Origin of the sequence: Acinetobacter sp. A1 (genome assembly GCF_012371315.1) — a bacterium.
In the GTDB taxonomy this organism is placed as follows: domain Bacteria; phylum Pseudomonadota; class Gammaproteobacteria; order Pseudomonadales; family Moraxellaceae; genus Acinetobacter.
The window spans coordinates 37,351-55,330 of record NZ_JAAZQY010000010.1 but is presented as its reverse complement, the minus strand read 5'-3'; the positions used below and the strand labels follow the sequence as shown (position 1 = coordinate 55,330).

Below are 17,980 nucleotides of genomic sequence, written 5' to 3'. Positions count from 1 at the left end.
ATTTCCCCGATTACAAGGTTTACAACCCAGACTATTTCTCAAACTTATATTCAGCGTCCGCTCTAAATACCAATCTACCTTTTTTACCATAATCATCATGCGAAAGAATGACTTATCCAGTATTTTCCAATATTACACAAAACAAGAAACTCTTAATCTTATGCAGAACCCCATATTCTTTTGCCCAAAAAATGCTTATTCCTAAAATTTTTTCTGAGTTTAATCAGTCATTTTTTGATCAATTAACATCTATTTTAAATACCCGACTTGCAGCCTGTATCCAAAAGACAAACCTACCTGATGCCTATGCAAAAACGTGTAAGTTATGAGAATTAGATAAATTTAAGTTTTGGGCTGCAACCCACCGCAGAATCACCACAGCAAAACCATTATTTAAAATTGCTTACAATTAATCCCAAACGATGATTTTTTTCTGCACATCCAACAAATTTTGACTTATGATACTGCGGCTGTGCTGTGATTTTATTGATTTTTTTACTGGAATTTTTTCGGCTTTTTCTGCAAACAGTCGTCTACTTAATCCATAAGTATAATTGACAAAATTTCAGTACTCTCTAATCTTAGAGCAAATTTTTAATCCGTCTGACTTGCGCATTAAAAGATTGATACTTCGAGTCAGATCAACATTCACCAGGACAGGAGATCTATTGAATGTCTGAAGCAACTGGCAAAAAAGCCGTATTACAGCTTGATGGAAAAGAAATTGAATTACCAATTTACAGCGGCACATTAGGCCCAGATGTAATTGACGTTAAGGATGTGTTGGCGGCAGGTCACTTTACTTTTGATCCTGGTTTTATGGCAACAGCGTCTTGCGAGTCTAAAATCACATTTATTGATGGTAACAAAGGTATTCTTTTACACCGCGGTTACCCAATTGACCAATTGGCAACTAAAGCTGACTACTTAGAAACTTGCTACTTATTATTAAATGGCGAGCTTCCAACAGCTGAACAAAAAGCTGATTTTGACGCAAAAGTTCGCAACCACACTATGGTTCACGACCAAGTTAAGCGTTTCTATAACGGTTTCCGTCGTGATGCTCACCCTATGGCAATCATGGTTGGTGTTGTTGGTGCGTTATCTGCGTTCTATCACAACAATTTGGACATCGAAGATGTTAACCACCGTGAAATCACAGCGATTCGTTTAATCGCGAAGATTCCTACTTTAGCGGCTTGGAGCTACAAGTACACAGTTGGTCAACCATTCGTTTACCCACGTAACGACTTAAGCTACGCAGAAAACTTCTTGTACATGATGTTTGCTACACCAGCAGACCGTGACTACAAAGTTAACCCTGTTCATGCACGCGCTATGGATCGTATTTTCACGCTTCACGCTGACCACGAACAAAACGCGTCTACTTCAACTGTACGTTTAGCTGGTTCTACTGGCGCTAACCCATACGCATGTATCTCTGCAGGTATTTCTGCACTTTGGGGTCCTGCTCACGGTGGTGCGAACGAAGCTGTTCTTAAGATGCTTGACGAAATCGGCTCTGTAGAAAACGTTGCAGACTTCATGGAAAAAGTGAAGACTAAAGAAGTGAAGCTTATGGGCTTCGGTCACCGCGTTTATAAAAACTTCGACCCACGTGCAACAGTAATGAAGCAAACTTGTGACGAAGTTCTTAACGACTTAGGTATCAACGATCCACAACTTGCACTTGCAATGGAACTTGAGCGTATTGCGTTATCTGATGAATACTTCATCAAGCGTAACTTATACCCTAACGTAGACTTCTATTCAGGTATCATTCTTAAAGCGATTGGTATCCCAACAGAAATGTTTACTGTAATTTTCGCTCTTGCACGTACTGTAGGCTGGATCAGCCACTGGTTAGAAATGCACAGCGGTCCTTACAAAATCGGTCGTCCACGTCAGCTTTACACAGGTTACACTCAACGCGACATCAACCGTTAATTCGGTTCGCGTTGTACCTTGTAAAATGAGTACGACTCAAAAAACCACCTTCGGGTGGTTTTTTTTATTTTTGAATATTTATCCACACTAGAATACAAAGCCTTGGTAGTTTGACTTAGACAACATAATTAAATTGGGTCGCAACCCATTTTACGCTATATTTTTAATGTCAGCCTTTCATGATCAATTTACATGCTGCAACTGCATTTCTTATTTTTAAGTCTGCTCATGCGTTTTTTAAAACTTGCGCAGTTTAAATATCGCTACTTAACACCTGCAGAAATACAGCTCTGCCAGTCTGTGTTCGGCCATTTAATTGACTACAGCAAAGTCAGAGTCATGAATCACCCCTATTTACCTTGGCAACCACAACATATATTTATGGCACCCTGTGGTGATATTCATGTGCGCAATTTGCATTACCGTTCAGACTACACACAAGCACATTTAGGCTATCAAGCTATTTTTATTCACGAAATGGCGCATGTTTTACAATACCAACATAAAATTAATGTCTTTCTACATGGCGCACTCTTACAAACGGCATATTATTTAAGTTTTAAACAGTACAATCCATATCGCTATCAATTGATTACAAACAAGCCTTTTTTTGCCTATAACATTGAACAACAAGGCGACATCGCTAAAGATATTTTCCTGAAAAAAATTGACAATATTATTCTGAATCCACCAAAACCAATTGCTTAACTGAATATTCTTTAACTTGAGCAATCAGGCTTAAAACCACAGACAAACCTAATCTTAAAATATAATAATTTCAAATAAATAGCATAAAAATTCTGTCACATTTCAATGATATTCTGCAGCATACAAGAATAAAGTGTATTCGATGCTAGCATCTATTCTAAATTACGATAAAATAGCAAAAGTCTCTATTTTTGCACCGCAAAATAAGATCTTTATCTGTTAGATAATAAATGGTTTTTATTTGTGCCTTTCGGCAGTCGTTTAATCCACAATACACTGCGCTGAAATTTTTATAACAATAATAATCAGTTGTTTATGTGTATTTTAAACCTATAGGAATAGGACTTAATTTAAATGAAATCTTTTAAAATTGCCCTTGCACAGTTCTCTCCACACATCGGCAATCTCGAAGCAAATGCGCAAAAAATGCTTGAACAGGCAAATGAAGCGAAAAAACAACACGCAGATCTGATTATTTTCCCTGAACTTTCTCTCTTGGGTTACCCAGCAGAAGATTTATTACTGCGCCCAAGCTTGAACAAACGCACTCAACAAGCATTTGAACAATTACGTGAAATTAAAGATATCGTTTTAGTTTTCGGTTTTGTGAATGAAACTGAAGATGGTCAACGTTTCAACTCTGCTGCAGTCATGAAAGATGGCAATATTCTTGGTATTTATAACAAACAAAATTTACCAAATTATGCCGTATTTGATGAGAAACGTTATTTCGATGAGGGTCATCAACATCTGGTATTTGAATACCTTGGACATAAATTTGGCGTATTGATTTGCGAAGACTTATGGGCACTGCCAACGGTACAGCAACTCGCACAACTCAATGTTGAAACAGCATTGGTGCTCAATGCATCCCCTTATGAAGTGGGCAAGCCACAACATCGTGTACAAACCATGACTGAGTTGGCTAAGCAGCTCCACTTAAATGTTGTATATGTGAACCAAGTGGGCGGTCAAGATGATTTAATCTTCGATGGCACTAGCTTCGTGATCAACCAAGCGGGCGATGTTGCACTACAAGCGCCGACGTATCAGGAAGGTGTATTCTTCGTTGAATATGACGCTGCTCAGAAACACTTTAAAACTGCAGAGATTAGCCCCGCTTTAGATACGTTGGCAGAAATTTACCAAGGCTTGGTTTTAGCTACACGTGACTATGTACAACGTTCAGGCTTCCCTGGGGTTATTTTAGGTTTATCGGGTGGTATTGACTCTGCGCTGACACTTGCAATTGCAGTCGATGCCATTGGTGCAGACAAAGTACAAGCGGTGATGATGCCATATACTTATACAGCACAAATCAGTGTTGAAGATGCGGCAGAGCAAGCCAAAGCATTAGGTGTTACCTTCGGCATTGCCGAAATTCATCCTGTAGTGAATAGCTTCATGCAAACCTTGTATCCGTTCTTTGGCAATAGCCCAAGTGACACCACTGAAGAAAATTTACAAGCCCGTGCACGCGGTACAATTTTGATGGGGCTTTCCAACAAATTTGGTAATTTAGTCCTGTCTACAGGCAACAAATCTGAGCTGGCTGTTGGCTATTGCACCTTATACGGCGATATGGTCGGTGGTTATGCCGTACTCAAAGACGTGTATAAAACCATTGTATTTGAACTGGCAAAATACCGTAACAGTATTGCTGATACGCCTGTTATTCCAGAACGCGTGATTACTCGCCCACCTTCTGCAGAATTACGCCCAGATCAGAAAGACCAAGACTCTTTACCACCGTACGAAATTTTGGATGCAATTTTGTATGCCTACATTGAAGAAGATCAAAGCCAAGAAGATATTATTGGCAAAGGCTTTGAACGTGCAATGGTTGAGAAAGTGATTCAATTGGTTGATCGCAATGAATATAAGCGCCGCCAAGGTGCCCTAGGACCACGTATCAGTTCACGCGCATTTGGCCGTGAACGTCGTTACCCATTGGTGAATGGCTGGAAACCTGGAATTTAAGCGAAACTATGGCTTAAACAGAAGCGTAAAAAACCAAGCGAAGGCTTGGTTTTTTATTGTCTGTATTTTAAGAATAGGTCAATAAAGCTCAACTTAAATTTTAGACATAAAAAAAGACCAAGCTGAGAGCTTGGTCTATAAAAATGGTGGCTATGACGGGACTTGAACCTGTGACCCCCGCATTATGAGTGCGGTGCTCTAACCAACTGAGCTACATAGCCATAAACTGTGTGCGCATTATCTAAACTTAGCTCTGCATCGTCAAGTATTTTAATTTACAAACGCTCACAGTTTAAACAAATACTTTTCAATTTATTAGTTTTTAGGCAATTTACCTTTTTCTTACGGATTATCATCCATATTTATTGCAAAATTTATTCAAATGACCAAAGAAAATACTATGTCTTCTACTCTTCGTTTTAAATGGTTTGCTGTTGCAGGCTTAGCTTTGAGCTTAAGCGCATGTCAGGTCGTTGGGCCTATTTTGGTCGACTACAACGGTGTACGCCGCGACGTAGCACAATATATCAACTCAAAAATGAGCTACAGCTTTGCTGACAAACGTGTATTGGTGGCCTATGCCAAAGGTCAGCAAAAGATTCTTACTGCAGATCGTCTCAGTCCTGAAGCCCAGCAACAATTGGCCTATGAGCGTGCGGTGGGACGTTATTGCGCATCACAGCATATTTCACTGAAACAGTTAAATCAGGTGGATGCCAAAATTTTTAGCTATCCTGATCAGCAAGCCAACTGGCAACATATTCAAAACCTGCAAATGCAAATTCAGCTCAATACCAACAACATAGATTGCACAGGAAAATTTTAAAGATAAAAAAAGACCACGTTAGTGAACGTGGTCTGAAAAATGGTGGCTATGACGGGACTTGAACCTGTGACCCCCGCATTATGAGTGCGGTGCTCTAACCAACTGAGCTACATAGCCAAAAACTGTGCGCGCATTATCTGCTGTAATGCTATAGACGTCAAGCATTATCACACAACTATTGCTTAAAATTTGGTGAAGTGAACCGATAAGCCGGGTTCTGTCAAGAACGATCATTCCTCTAGGCGTACAATCACTCATACGCTCAAGCGACCTACCCGAATCCAGTACGGGCCGTACCTCAGGATTCCTATTTGGTCTTGCTTCTGGTGGGGTTTACCATGCCATGAACTGTTACCAGCCATGCGGTGCGCTCTTACCGCACCCTTTCACCCTTACCTTCAATTTCTTCCGAAAAAGAAACCATACGAAGGCGGTCTACTCTCTGCTGCACTTTCCGTCGGCTCACACCGCCCAGGCGTTACCTGGCACCCTGCCCTATGAAGCCCGGACTTTCCTCCCCTGCTTTAGTCACGGAGACCTCCACAGCAGCGATCGTCTGGTTCACTTCGAAGGCGCATCTTAGCAAAATTATGACTTAATTGCTTGCGCTTTTTTGAGCAATTAGTTTTTTATATTTTTCCATTAATTGTTCCTGCGTTTCCTCATGCTGCGGATCGGGCGGAATACAATCGACTGGACAAAATAACTGACATTGTGGCTGATCATGATGCCCAACACATTCAGTGCATAAGGCTGGATTGATTTCATAAATCAACTCGCCCATAAAAATCGCCTCATTTGGGCATACAGGCTCACAGACATCACAGTTAATACATTCATCGGTAATATATAAAGACACGCTACCAACCTTGTTGCAGTTTACGCTCAAATGCTTCGACCACGACTGGAGATACAAACTTGGTCACATCTCCCTTTAAGCGTGCAATTTCACGAACCAGTGTAGATGAGATAAACGAGTATTGCTCTGACGGCGTTAAGAAAACTGCTTCATATTTACCATCTAATTGACGGTTCATATTCGCCAACTGAAACTCATATTCAAAATCTGAAACCGCACGTAACCCACGTAAAACAGCTGTGGCCTTTTGCTCACGGAAAAAATTGACCAGCAAACCATCAAAGCCTACAAACTCAACATTTGGCAAATGTTTTAAAGAGGCTTGTGCCAATTCAACACGTTCTTCCAAAGTAAAAATTGGGTTTTTATGATGTCCAATTGCAATCGCGACCACGACTTCATCAAACATTTTTGCAGCACGTGTCACTAAGTCAATATGACCATTAGTAATCGGGTCAAAAGTGCCCGGATAAATTACGCGAGTTTTAGACATCCATTAAGCTCTAGTTGGTTTTGTCGGCGTTAGTTTAACAAATACAAAAAATTTTAGTGAACAAAGTCTACCGAATTATGAAACTTCACAGATATATGGTCTATAGTTGCAACGATTTTGATTTGTCAGCTAGTCCTTGTTTGAGGCACAATAGTCATAAGTTTGGAAGTAATTGATTATGGCGAAGGTAACTGTAGTTAAAAAAAATACGGGCGGCACAATTGCACAGAATAAACGTGCACGCCACGATTATTTTATTGAAGAAAAATTTGAGGCTGGACTTTCACTGCAAGGCTGGGAAGTCAAATCTTTACGTGCTGGGCGCATGACCATCACCGAAAGTTATATTTTATTTCGTGACAATGAAGCTTATTTATTTGGTGCACAAATTCAGCCGCTACTGTCTGCATCTACTCACGTTGTACCTGAGGCAACCCGTACCCGTAAACTTTTATTGTCACGTCGTGAAATTGAAAAGTTGATGGGTGCTGTGAATCAAAAAGGCTATTCCTGTGTACCTTTGGCTTGCTATTGGAAAGGCCCTTTGGCAAAGCTGGAAATTGCCTTGGTTAAAGGTAAACAATTGCATGATAAACGTGCTTCAGAGAAAGACCGTGATTGGCAGCGTGATAAAGCGCGTTTGATGCACAAGTAATTTAATAAATTACCATCATTTAAAAATTAGCATTACCAATAAAAAATGCTCGATTAAATATCGAGCATTTTTTATGGCATTTGTAAAAGTCGAATCAAACTTAGGCTTTAAGTTTTAATTCCACCAAATACTTGCCAAATTTGACCGCAGTTTCTAAATCACCTTCTGGTGGCGTAACTTCTACACTGGCATTGTCTGATTGTGTCATTAAACCCAAAAAGCTCGACATACGGTTAATGTCATGTGGGCTACGGCCCGTAGGCATAAACGGTAAACCTGACCACAACATGCCATGCTGCATTGCAAATAAATTAATTTGTTGCAAGACTGCCAGTTTATCACCACTTAACCCACCGCCATTGGTAAAGCCAGCGGCAAGTTTGCCTTGCCAAGTTCTGGCCAACCAGCGTTTGGAAGATTCTTCCATAAACTGTTTTAAGGCTGAAGTGATGCTTCCCATATACGTTGGGCAGCCCATAATAATAATATCGGCTTGGTCTAAGCTATCCCATTCAATTTCAGTGACCGCCATCAACTCAACTTGTGCGCCCATTTGTGTAGCACCCTGGGCAATATGCTGTGCCACCTTAGCAGTATGGCCATAAGGACTGTGATAAACCACCGCCACACGAATTGCAGCGCAAGAAGATGTTGAATGAGACACTGACATGAGAATGTTTAAAACCAAATAATTAAGTCAAGTTTAACACTAAGCCTGCATAAACACGAATGTTGCCATGCGGCCTGTACGTGGCTGACGGCGGTAAGAATAGTACTGATCGGCCTGCGAATATGAGCACTGATCACCACCCAATACCGTTATGACACCATGCTGCTGCAAAATATAGCGTGCAATCGCATACAAGTCGGCAAAGTATTTACCAGATTGTTGCCCATCTATAAAGGCCGTTTCCAGTTCAGAATATTTATCACAAAAGGCCTGTTTTACTTCTGCTCCAACCTCAAAACATGGCTGACTGATGGCAGCACCTAACCACGCCCATGTTGGTGCACTTTGCATTTCGGCAATGGTGTTTTCAATAATACCGTTGGCTAAACCTCGCCAGCCTGCATGCAAGTTGGCCACTTCTGTGCCTTCCGCATTGCCTAAAACCACAGGTAAGCAGTCCGCAGTCATCATCATTAAAACATGTGCTTTACGCTGTGTGACCAAGCCATCGCCCTCTAAGGCTTCAAAAGTGATTTGCTCATTAATGGTCTGACACAACACACTATGCGTCTGTGTCATCCAAGTCAGTTTATCGACCCCATATTTAGCAAACTCTGCCAGCAAACGCATACGATGCTGCTGCACACGCCATGCATCATCCTGCACATGCAGTGCCAAATTAAACCCAGACAGTTCTGTAGAACTTGTTTCCAGTGCCTGCACATGTTGTATGCGGGTTTGCCCGACATATACTCCTGCAGGGAGTCCTTGAACAAATTGCATGCCTCTATCCTTTTAAATGCATATAAAGCCCCATCTGAGCTGACAGATGTTGAATGGCATCAGTACGCTGCATTTTCGCTGCGTAATACATCTACCAATTGCTTAAAATCTTCAGGCCACGGCGCTTCAAACATCATTTCTTCATGTGTTCTCGGATGAACCAAACCTAATTTGACCGCATGCAAAGCCTGACGTTTAAAGTTACGCAATGTATCGTTCAACAATGCCGATGCACCCGCAGGGACACGCACACGTGGGGTATAGACAGAATCGCCCACCAAACCAAAACCAATATAGCTTAAATGCACACGAATTTGATGGGTACGCCCTGTTTCCAAACGTGCCTGAACGCGAGTGAAGTGCTGAAAACGCTCTTTCACATTGTAATGCGTCACGGCCTCTTTACCGCCCGGCAAGACCGCCATTTTAATTCGATCTACAGGATGGCGTTTAATCGGTTCATCAACCGTGCCGCCTGCAATCATGTTGCCATACACCACCAAGTCGTATAAACGATAAACTGATTTCTTCGCCAGTTGTTTGGTTAAAGCAAACTGTGATTCTAAGTTCTTCGCTACGACCAACAAGCCTGAAGTGTCTTTATCAATACGATGCACCAAGCCTGCACGGGTCAATTCGGCAGATTTAGGATAATGATGCAGCAAGGCATTCACCAAAGTTCCTGAGCTATTACCAGCTCCAGGATGCACCACCATGCCCACAGGCTTATTGATCACAATGATGTCATCATCTTCATAAACAATATCGAGTGGAATATCTTCTGGCAGGCTACGGGTTTGCGCTTCAAGCTCCACCTCTAAAGTCAAAAGCTCATCGCCTTCGCACTTATATTTAGGTTTGACCGTGTTACCATTTACCAACAAATGACCGTCTTTCAGCCACTGTTTTAGCTTTTCACGTGAAAATTCACTCCAAATGATCGCGGCAACCTGATCGATGCGTAGTCCCAAATGGCTGTCATCCAATTGAAATTGCAACGATAAACGTGTTGCAGTTGAGTCTGAAGTATGGTTATCTGCATCCTCAGCATCTTCAAGTAAATTGAACTCAGTTTCAGGTAAATTGGAATGGGTAGATTGTGCTTGACTCATTTGCTCATTCAGACAAAAGTGGTTTAATAGCGCAATTGTAGCTCATTGCCCGTATTAACAGAGGAATTTTTATGTCGCTACCACGTTATAAAATAACAATGCTTGCTCTTTCACTCGGCGTTGCGTCTGCAATTGTGGGCTGTAGCAGCAATCCAAAAAAAGAAGTGGTCGATACTGGTCCGCAGTCTAGCGAACAGGTTTATATTGAAAAAGCAGAAAAAGCACTGGATCGTGGTCAATATACCGATGCGGTGAAGCATCTGGAAGCTTTAGAAACATATTACCCAACAGGTGATTATGCGCAACAGGCGCAGCTTGAATTATTGTATGCAAAATTCCAGCAAAAAGATTATGAAGGTGCAATTGCAGTTGCAGATCGTTTTATCCGCATGAACCCGCAGCATCCTAAAGCCGATTATGCCTACTATGTGCGTGGCGTGGCGAATATGGAACAAAACTATGATGGCTTGTTGCGCTATACCTCACTCAAGCAATCGCACCGTGATGTCAGCTATTTAAAAGTGGCTTATCAAAACTTTGTCGACTTTATTCGTCGTTATCCTTCAAGCACTTATGCTGTAGACGCTGCACAGCGTATGCAGTTTATTGGTCAAGAACTGGCGGAAGCCGAAATGAATGCGGCACGTTACAACATTAAACGTAAAGCATGGGTCGCTGCAGTTGAGCGTTCTTTGTGGGTGATTGAACACTATCCACAAACGCCACAAATTCCTGAAGCATTGGCAACTGTTGCTTATGGTTATGGCAAACTAGGCGATCAGGCAACAGCACAACAATATATTGATGTGTTGAAACTGAACTATCCAAACTTAGTCAAAGCTGATGGTAGCGTGAACTTGCGTGCCGCACGCCACGATGCAAGTTGGATTAACCGTGCCACTTTGGGTATTTTCGGACGTGAAGCGAAAAGCAGCACCGAAGCACAGCAATCTGAAGCCAATGCACAAGCAGCACCATCACGCAGCTTAACCAACCGTTTAAGTTTTGGTTTGTTAGATCGTCCTAAGTCTCAAAACGACAGTGCTGAATAAAATAAGCACAAGCTGATTTGACAATCTTGAAAAATACCAAAGGCAAGTTATGATACTTGCCTTTTGTTTTACTAGGGCTTGTTTCAAACAGCAGAAACAGCTACAAAAGAGAATAATTCTGCCAACACTGACTTCAGTTTCCGACCTGTTCGGCAAAAACTGCTTTCAAACCAATTAAGAGATAAAAGACCGAAACGTATGGCCATTCCACAACACACAATTGATCAAATTCTAGATCGCACCGATATTGTCGATCTGATTGGTCAGCGCGTGAAACTAAAAAAAACAGGTCGTACCTATTCGGGCTGTTGCCCATTCCATCAGGAAAAAACACCATCTTTTCACGTCTACCGTGACAAGCAGTACTATCATTGCTTTGGTTGTCAGGCCAATGGTAACGCCATCCGTTTTTTAATGGATATTGATAACCGAAATTTTGTGGATGTCATGAAAGACTTAGCCAGTCAGACAGGCATCGAACTCCCGAAAGATCAGCACGACAGCAAAAAACTCTCCTATAAACGTGAAGCCAAAAAGCCAGCAACTATTGCAAAGCCAAAACCGCCTGTAAAAGATCAGCAGGAAACTGCTGCGGCTCCAACTGCAACAAACGAACATGCTAACGATGCTGACACGAGTGTGGGAATCGACTTTGATCCTTTTGCCGAGTTTCAAAGCACTGAATACTCAAGTTCTGAATTTCAGAACAGTACAGACCCTTTTGCAGGTTTTGAACAATGGGACGCCATACAGGAAACACCTGCGCAGGAAGGTAACTTATACGACTTACTCGAAAACGTGGCTCAATATTACGAGCAGCAATTACCGCATAACCCTGCCGCACAACAGTATTTCCAAAAACGTGGTTTAACTGCACAAACCCTGCAATTCTGGCGTTTAGGCTATGCACCTGAAGACTGGCAACATTTGGAAAAAGCCTTTCCACAAGACATTGCAGGCTTAAAACTTCTAGGCTTGATTCGTACCAGTGACAAGGGACGTGACTTCGATTTATTACGTGATCGGGTGATTTTCCCAATCCGTGACAGCAAAGGTCGTGTAGTCGGTTTTGGTGGCCGTGCACTCAATGATGAAATCAAGCCCAAATACATCAACTCGCCCGACTCGGAAGTCTTTCATAAAAACCAATTGCTCTATGGTTTATATGAAGGCCGCAAGCAAAAAGCCCAAGACTATTTAATGGTTGAAGGCTATATGGATGTGATTGCTTTACAGCAATACGGTATTCATGGTGCTGTCGCAACTTTGGGCACAGCCAGTAATACTGAACATTTAAACATTCTATTCCGTCAAAACAACCGCATTACTATTGCTTTTGATGGCGATGCAGCAGGACAAAAAGCCGCACGTCGCACATTGGAAATTGCCCTGCCCTTGTTAAATGATGGGCGTGAACTGAAATTCTTTGTTTTACCGAATGAGCACGACCCAGACTCACTCATCCGCCGCGAAGGGATTGAAAATTTCCGCCGCTTGCTCGATCAAGCTCCCTTACTATCTGACTTTGTATTTGCACATCTGACCCAAAACCATAATGTCAGCACCCCTGAAGGCAAAAGTCAGGTCATGGGTGAACTGCGACAATTGACCGAGCTATTACCCAAAACTGGCTCTTATCGCTATTTGCTGCAACAGTTTTTCCGTGAAAAATTAGGTTTTAACCGTAAATGGCAGGCACAGACCAATAATGACGCATCCCTAAGTTTTAGCACCAAAGTCGATGCCGAAGAATATGTGATTGCGATTCTGATCAATCATCCCTATTTATACATTCACTTCGAGCCTTTACGTGCTTTGATTCCAAGTGATCACTTACTGCATCAAATTTTAAATATTTTAAATATTATTTTTGATGATTTACCAGATGATCCCGAACAGGCTAAATATTATATTTTAGGTGCATGTGCAGCCTATCATTTTGAGTTACATCGTATTTTACAACAAGCCAATGTCAGCGATTACACCACTTCCCCTGAACATGTCGATAAACTGGCGCAGGATTTTTCAACCAAACTGCAATACGATTGCTTACAGCAAAAAATCCGCTCCAAGAAATTCAGCAGCATTGAAGAAATGAAACGCTTAAAGCATCAAATTTATGAAATTGATAAAAAAAGATCGCTTACCTTGTTAGAAGAGTAAGCGATCTGCGCTCGTTCTTAATCGTTAGAAATAAATTTTAGGCCTAAAGTCGTATTTATTTACGACGACGTTTGGCAATCTCTGCCAAGTTTTCCTGCATAAACTCAAAACACTCAGGCTCATCACCTTTGGCTGCTTCGCGCAACAAAATCGATGTTGGATGCAGCAGTTTTTGAGTTAAACGATAAGAAAATTCCTGCAAAACCTGTGCAGCATCTTCACCTTTGGCAATACGTGTCATTGCCAAACTTAGCTCTTCCTCACGCAAACTTTCACCTTGTTCACGATAAGCATGAATGGTTGCACCCGCTTGCTGGACTTTTTGCTGAGTCACCAGTTCTGTCACCAGTTGATTGACCATGACTTCTGCCTCAACCGCCGCCTGACGACGTTGCGCCAAGTTTTCATCAATCACGGTTTGCAGGTCATCAACCCCATACAAATACACACCATCCAAATTTTCAATTTTTGGATCTATATCACGTGGTACGGCTAAATCGACCAGTAACATTTGCTGATAACGGCGTTTTTTTAAAGCCGCCTTTACTTCAGGATAAGCAATGACCTGATGCAAACTGCCTGTACAACTTGAAATCACATCGGCACGATGTAAATTGGCGGCAAGCTGATCAAACTCAATAATTTCAACTTCTACCCGATGTGCAATTTCCTGCGCCAATGTTTCGGCACGAGCACGGGTACGGTTACAAATCAAAATTTTAGCGACACCCATTTCTGCTAAATGCTTTGCCACAAGGCTATTCATTTCACCTGCCGCCACCACCATCACTGTTAATTTTTCAGGATGGCTAAACACTTGCAAAGCCAGTTGCGCAACAGCATAACCCATAGACACCGCATGGCTGCCTACAGCAGTTTCAGAACGTACCCGCTTGGCTGCGTAAAAGGCATATTCAAAAATTCGGTTTAGTTGTTGCGAAACGGTATGAGAGTCTTTGGCTAAAGACAGCGCAGTTTTGACCTGACCCATAATTTGCGGCTCACCCAACATGAGCGAGTCTAGTCCACTGGCCACGCGCATTAAATGTGATACAGCCTGTGCATTTTCATAACGATAAACATGATGACTTAATTGCTGAGCATCAATACCATTTACACGGGCGAGCCAATTCAACACCTGCTCTGGATGTTCAGACATGGCGTAGACTTCGGTACGGTTGCAAGTTGACACGACCACCAAATCATTCAGTTCGGGGTGATGGCTTTGCTCAGCAAGCAAGGCACTTAACTTTTCTGGGTTAAATGCAATTTGCTCGCGCAACTCGACAGAGGCGGTTTGATGGTTGACACCCAATGCAAAGAAAGACATATCAGATCATCATTTCGCTAAATTTATGCTATTGTGCAATAACGGTGTCATAAAAAGCATTACTTGGATCAAGAAAAATTGCGTCAAACAAATAGCCGACCATACGGCGCGACAATTAAGCAATATTCTACCACATTCTTACTGGTCGGTAGCATGGCTTCTAGTGCTCATCTTAGTGCATCTGGAGAAATTTATCATGCAAATTCAAATTATAATGCTGTAAACCAAACCATGGTGGCCGAATTTGCCTTGGCCTATGGCGATATTCCCACCGCTTTGCACAACTACACTGTACTGGCAATCAAAAACAATTCAACTTCAATTAAACAGCGTGCTTTAAACATAGCAATTGAGCAAAATGACCTACGCGCGGCGCTCGATGTTGCAACGCATTGGGTAGTACAAGAGCCTTCTGATGTCCCTGCACTGTTCTATTTAGCGCACATTGCCCTTAAAGCACATGAATATGATTTGGCCGCAGAAACCTTAGATAAAATTCTGAATATTGATGCCACAGCAGACCTAGAACAAATTCTGGCAGGGATTGCCCCTGAGTCTGCGGAAGACCGTGAGTTTCTGATTCAGGCCTTGCGCACCAGTAAAGCCAAAGACAACCCTTCCATTTTAGTGCTGATTGCAGGTTTAAAAGCCCAAAATGGACAATACCAAGCAGCGCTCAATACCATTAATCAAGCATTGAGAAAGCGCCCTAAGGTGACTGGCTACATCTTAATGAAAGCCAATTTATTAGGTGTATTGGGCAATGAAGCTGAAACAGCCGCATGGTATGCAAAGTCTAGTCGTAAGCATAAAAATAATTTTGAAGTGCGTCTAGCCGAAGCCAAATATCTAGTCAAAAAGAATGAAGCGACACAGGCGCTAAGCAAACTCGAAGCTATTTTAAAAAAATGGCCAGATGAAGACGAAGCTTTGTTTCTTGCGGGTTTAACCAGTATCGACTTAAAGCAATACGAAAAGGCCGAAAAATACTTGGTCGAGCTGCGCTATTCTGCGCAATATCAAAATGAAGCTTATTATTATTTAGCAGTCAATGCAGAACGTAAACAGCACTATGAAACAGCAAAAGCCTATTACCGACTTGTAGATGGCAGCCTATATACGGTTTCACGCCGCAACATGATCAGTATTTTTGCCCAGCAAGATAAACTAAACGATGCCCTGCGCTTTTTAACACAGGAACGTGTCAATTACCCACAACACGCCAGCTATTTGTATCAGGCACAGGCCGACATTTTAAAACGCATGAACAATAAAAAAGCAGCACTGCGTTTATTGGATGAAGCCATCAAGAACTTGCCTGATGATCCAGACCTGATTTATTCAGAAGTCTTGCTGCTCGATGCACATCAAGAAAAAGACAAACTAGATCAATTGCTCACCAAGTTATTGGAAATTGAACCAAATAGCCCAACTTATTTAAATGCTTACGCCTATACCCTTGCGCTGCAAAACCGTCGTTTGGAAGAAGCGCGTCGCTATGTAGAGCAGGCGCTTGAATTTGCACCTGAGCAAGCTTCTATTTTAGATACCTTGGGTTATGTCAGCTATTTGCAAAATGACTATACCGCGTCTGCTCAGGCTTTAGAAAAAGCTTATTTGCTGAGCCACAGTGCAGCAATTGGTGCACGCTATGCAAAATCACTGTATATGCAAGGTGATATCCAAAAATTCAGCCAAGTGTTACAACAATTACAACAAAATCATCCGAATGATCCGCAATTGCAACAATTAAATTCGCTATTGTTAGCGCAGCCCGTTAAAAAGAGTTAAGTGATTTTATGCGTTTATTTTCAAAATTAGGTCTTACCCTGTTTGTCAGTAGCAGTCTGCTCATTACAGGTTGTCAGCCTTTTGTGCAATCTCCCGCCCATGTTTCACAACAGGTCGAAGCAGAAAATCAGTTTAACCTACAAGGTAAAATTGGCGTGCGTACCCCGCAACAGTCTGGCAGTGCCTTTTTCACTTGGGTACAACAGCAACAACAGTTTGATATTGAGCTAAGTGGTATTTTAGGTGTTGGTAAGACCCAAATTAGCGGACAACCTGGGCAAGTCACCTTGAACAGCGCCAAAACGGGTTTAATTTATGCAGAAAGTCCTGAAGAGTTATTGGAACGTGCCACAGGCTGGCAAGCGCCTATTACCCATTTAATCGACTGGGTACAAGCCCGACCTGCAACCGTAGATGCTCAAATTCAAAAAGACAGTCAACAACGCCCTACGCAATTTATTGAAGATGATTGGACAGTCGATTTAAGTTATAACGACAATGCCCCTTTACCCAACCGCCTGATTTTGAAACAGGCACTTGAGTCAGGGCAGGAAAACCGTATTACAATGCTCATCCAAAATCGTTAATCACTTGCTAAATTTCGCCATGACTCGTGTTCCCTCACCTGCTAAATTGAATCTGTTTTTGCACATTACGGGTCGTCGTGAAGACGGCTACCATGAACTGCAAAGTATTTTTCAATTGATTGATTTATATGACTGGCTGGAATTTGAAGTGAATGACACAACTGACATTCACATTCAGGGCTTAAATAGTGTCGATTTAGAGCAAAACCTGATTTATAAGGCCACGCAAATTTTAAAGCCATACGCCAAACAAGTGACTGGGTTAAATATTGCGATTGAAAAGCACATCCCAATGGGTGCAGGGCTTGGCGGTGGCTCATCTAATGCGGCAACCACGCTAATTGTGGTCAATCAGCTGTGGCAATGTGGCTTAGAAATTGACCAATTGGCGGAATTGGGTTTGCAACTAGGTGCAGATGTTCCCATTTTTGTACATGGGCGCAATGCATGGGCAGAAGGCATTGGTGAACGGTTAACATTCATAGACTTAGCCCCGAAACAATATATTGTGTTAAAACCTGACTGTTTTATCAGCACTCAACTACTTTTTTCACAAAAAACATTGACAAGAAACTCGAAGCCCACTAAATTCTGCGGCTATCAGATAAAGCCATCTGACTTTGGAAATAATTTTGAGCCTGTGGCACGAAATTTATATCCTGAAGTCGATGAAGCAATGCGTTATTTAGACCAATTTGGTCAAGCAAAGCTTACAGGTACAGGTGCTTGTGTTTTTACTGAAGTGACTGCAGAAATGAATGTTGAATACATTTTGGCAAACTCACCATGTACTGCGTACTGCGTGAATAGCCTAGATGAATCTCCATTACGACATTTCACAGTACAATAGGGGTATCGCCAAGTGGTAAGGCACCGGTTTTTGATATCGGCATCCGTTGGTTCGAATCCAGCTACCCCTGCCATCTCTTTCACCTGTAGATTACTGTATTAGGGGTATCGCCAAGTGGTAAGGCACCGGTTTTTGATATCGGCATCCGTTGGTTCGAATCCAGCTACCCCTGCC

The 17,980-nt window shown here is 42.1% G+C and carries 16 protein-coding genes, 4 tRNA genes and 1 other RNA gene; 12 read left to right on the top strand and 9 right to left on the bottom strand.

The features are described 5' to 3' along the window. The first annotated feature begins 672 nt into the window (after positions 1-672). The 3 genes from gltA (at position 673) to HHA41_RS05675 (ending at position 4,635) form a co-directional block, all read left to right on the top strand. Complete coding sequence (gene gltA / locus HHA41_RS05685) at positions 673-1,947, top strand: citrate synthase (protein ID WP_096901013.1); 1,275 nt, start codon at positions 673-675, stop codon at positions 1,945-1,947. Between the two features lie 192 nt (positions 1,948-2,139). Further along, the gene (locus HHA41_RS05680; RefSeq protein ID WP_168460911.1) at positions 2,140-2,655 is read left to right on the top strand and encodes a hypothetical protein; all 516 of its coding nucleotides are present in this window, start codon (positions 2,140-2,142) and stop codon (positions 2,653-2,655) included. Between the two features lie 354 nt (positions 2,656-3,009). Beyond that, positions 3,010-4,635, top strand: coding sequence for an NAD+ synthase (locus HHA41_RS05675; RefSeq protein WP_168460910.1), 1,626 nt, complete (start codon positions 3,010-3,012; stop codon positions 4,633-4,635). 144 nt (positions 4,636-4,779) lie between these two features. Here the strand turns inward: HHA41_RS05675 and HHA41_RS05670 are convergent. Continuing rightward, positions 4,780-4,856, bottom strand: a tRNA-Met gene (locus HHA41_RS05670). Between the two features lie 179 nt (positions 4,857-5,035). Between HHA41_RS05670 and HHA41_RS05665 the strand changes: the two genes are divergently transcribed. Beyond that, the gene (locus HHA41_RS05665; RefSeq protein ID WP_168460908.1) at positions 5,036-5,461 is read left to right on the top strand and encodes a hypothetical protein; all 426 of its coding nucleotides are present in this window, start codon (positions 5,036-5,038) and stop codon (positions 5,459-5,461) included. A gap of 40 nt (positions 5,462-5,501) precedes the next feature. On the opposite strand, the gene HHA41_RS05660 is transcribed toward HHA41_RS05665, so the two are convergent. The 4 genes from HHA41_RS05660 to coaD all read right to left on the bottom strand — a co-directional run bounded on the left by HHA41_RS05660 (position 5,502) and on the right by coaD (position 6,813). Continuing rightward, a tRNA-Met gene (locus HHA41_RS05660) sits at positions 5,502-5,578 on the bottom strand. Between the two features lie 73 nt (positions 5,579-5,651). After that, positions 5,652-6,029, bottom strand: an RNA gene (rnpB, locus tag HHA41_RS05655) — RNase P RNA component class A. A gap of 27 nt (positions 6,030-6,056) precedes the next feature. Next, entirely contained in the window at positions 6,057-6,320 is a 264-nt protein-coding gene (locus HHA41_RS05650; protein ID WP_168460906.1) for a YfhL family 4Fe-4S dicluster ferredoxin, read from the bottom strand. A 1-nt stretch (position 6,321) separates the two neighbouring features. Further along, a complete protein-coding gene (gene coaD / locus HHA41_RS05645; RefSeq protein ID WP_168418035.1) occupies positions 6,322-6,813 on the bottom strand; it encodes a pantetheine-phosphate adenylyltransferase in 492 nt (163 codons plus the stop codon). A gap of 178 nt (positions 6,814-6,991) precedes the next feature. On the opposite strand from coaD, the gene smpB reads away from it, so the two are divergent. Next, positions 6,992-7,468: an SsrA-binding protein SmpB gene (gene smpB, locus HHA41_RS05640; protein WP_168418034.1), complete on the top strand. Its 477-nt coding sequence runs from the start codon at positions 6,992-6,994 to the stop codon at positions 7,466-7,468. A gap of 100 nt (positions 7,469-7,568) precedes the next feature. Here smpB and HHA41_RS05635 read toward each other — a convergent pair whose 3' ends face one another. Genes HHA41_RS05635 through rluD form a run of 3 tightly spaced genes read right to left on the bottom strand, consistent with a single transcriptional unit; the run spans position 7,569 to position 10,033 of the window. Next, entirely contained in the window at positions 7,569-8,138 is a 570-nt protein-coding gene (locus tag HHA41_RS05635) for a flavodoxin family protein (protein ID WP_168418033.1), read from the bottom strand. Between the two features lie 39 nt (positions 8,139-8,177). Further along, positions 8,178-8,921 (bottom strand): peptidoglycan editing factor PgeF, encoded by a 744-nt coding sequence (pgeF, locus tag HHA41_RS05630; RefSeq protein ID WP_168418032.1) that lies wholly within the window; start codon positions 8,919-8,921, stop codon positions 8,178-8,180. A 59-nt stretch (positions 8,922-8,980) separates the two neighbouring features. Then, entirely contained in the window at positions 8,981-10,033 is a 1,053-nt protein-coding gene (gene rluD / locus HHA41_RS05625) for a 23S rRNA pseudouridine(1911/1915/1917) synthase RluD (RefSeq protein WP_168418031.1), read from the bottom strand. 71 nt (positions 10,034-10,104) lie between these two features. Between rluD and HHA41_RS05620 the strand changes: the two genes are divergently transcribed. Together HHA41_RS05620 and HHA41_RS05615 are read left to right on the top strand one after the other, a co-directional pair. Beyond that, positions 10,105-11,085 (top strand): outer membrane protein assembly factor BamD, encoded by a 981-nt coding sequence (locus HHA41_RS05620; RefSeq protein WP_168460904.1) that lies wholly within the window; start codon positions 10,105-10,107, stop codon positions 11,083-11,085. Between the two features lie 198 nt (positions 11,086-11,283). Continuing rightward, positions 11,284-13,248 (top strand): CHC2 zinc finger domain-containing protein, encoded by a 1,965-nt coding sequence (locus HHA41_RS05615; protein WP_168460902.1) that lies wholly within the window; start codon positions 11,284-11,286, stop codon positions 13,246-13,248. Between the two features lie 55 nt (positions 13,249-13,303). Here the strand turns inward: HHA41_RS05615 and hemA are convergent, their stop codons facing one another. Next, positions 13,304-14,578: a glutamyl-tRNA reductase gene (gene hemA, locus HHA41_RS05610; protein ID WP_168418028.1), complete on the bottom strand. Its 1,275-nt coding sequence runs from the start codon at positions 14,576-14,578 to the stop codon at positions 13,304-13,306. A 78-nt stretch (positions 14,579-14,656) separates the two neighbouring features. On the opposite strand from hemA, the gene HHA41_RS05605 reads away from it, so the two are divergent. The 5 genes from HHA41_RS05605 to HHA41_RS05585 all read left to right on the top strand — a co-directional run bounded on the left by HHA41_RS05605 (position 14,657) and on the right by HHA41_RS05585 (position 17,978). Then, complete coding sequence (locus tag HHA41_RS05605) at positions 14,657-16,369, top strand: tetratricopeptide repeat protein (RefSeq protein WP_168460900.1); 1,713 nt, start codon at positions 14,657-14,659, stop codon at positions 16,367-16,369. 8 nt (positions 16,370-16,377) lie between these two features. Then, on the top strand, positions 16,378-16,956 hold the full coding sequence (gene lolB / locus HHA41_RS05600) for a lipoprotein insertase outer membrane protein LolB (RefSeq protein ID WP_168418026.1): 579 nt from the start codon (positions 16,378-16,380) through the stop codon (positions 16,954-16,956). A 19-nt stretch (positions 16,957-16,975) separates the two neighbouring features. Further along, entirely contained in the window at positions 16,976-17,806 is an 831-nt protein-coding gene (gene ispE, locus HHA41_RS05595; RefSeq protein WP_168418025.1) for a 4-(cytidine 5'-diphospho)-2-C-methyl-D-erythritol kinase, read from the top strand. Next, a tRNA-Gln gene (locus tag HHA41_RS05590) sits at positions 17,805-17,879 on the top strand. Before ispE ends, HHA41_RS05590 begins: the two co-directional genes overlap by 2 nt. Positions 17,880-17,906: 27 nt before the next feature. Continuing rightward, positions 17,907-17,978, top strand: a tRNA-Gln gene (locus HHA41_RS05585). Positions 17,979-17,980: the final 2 nt, after the last annotated feature.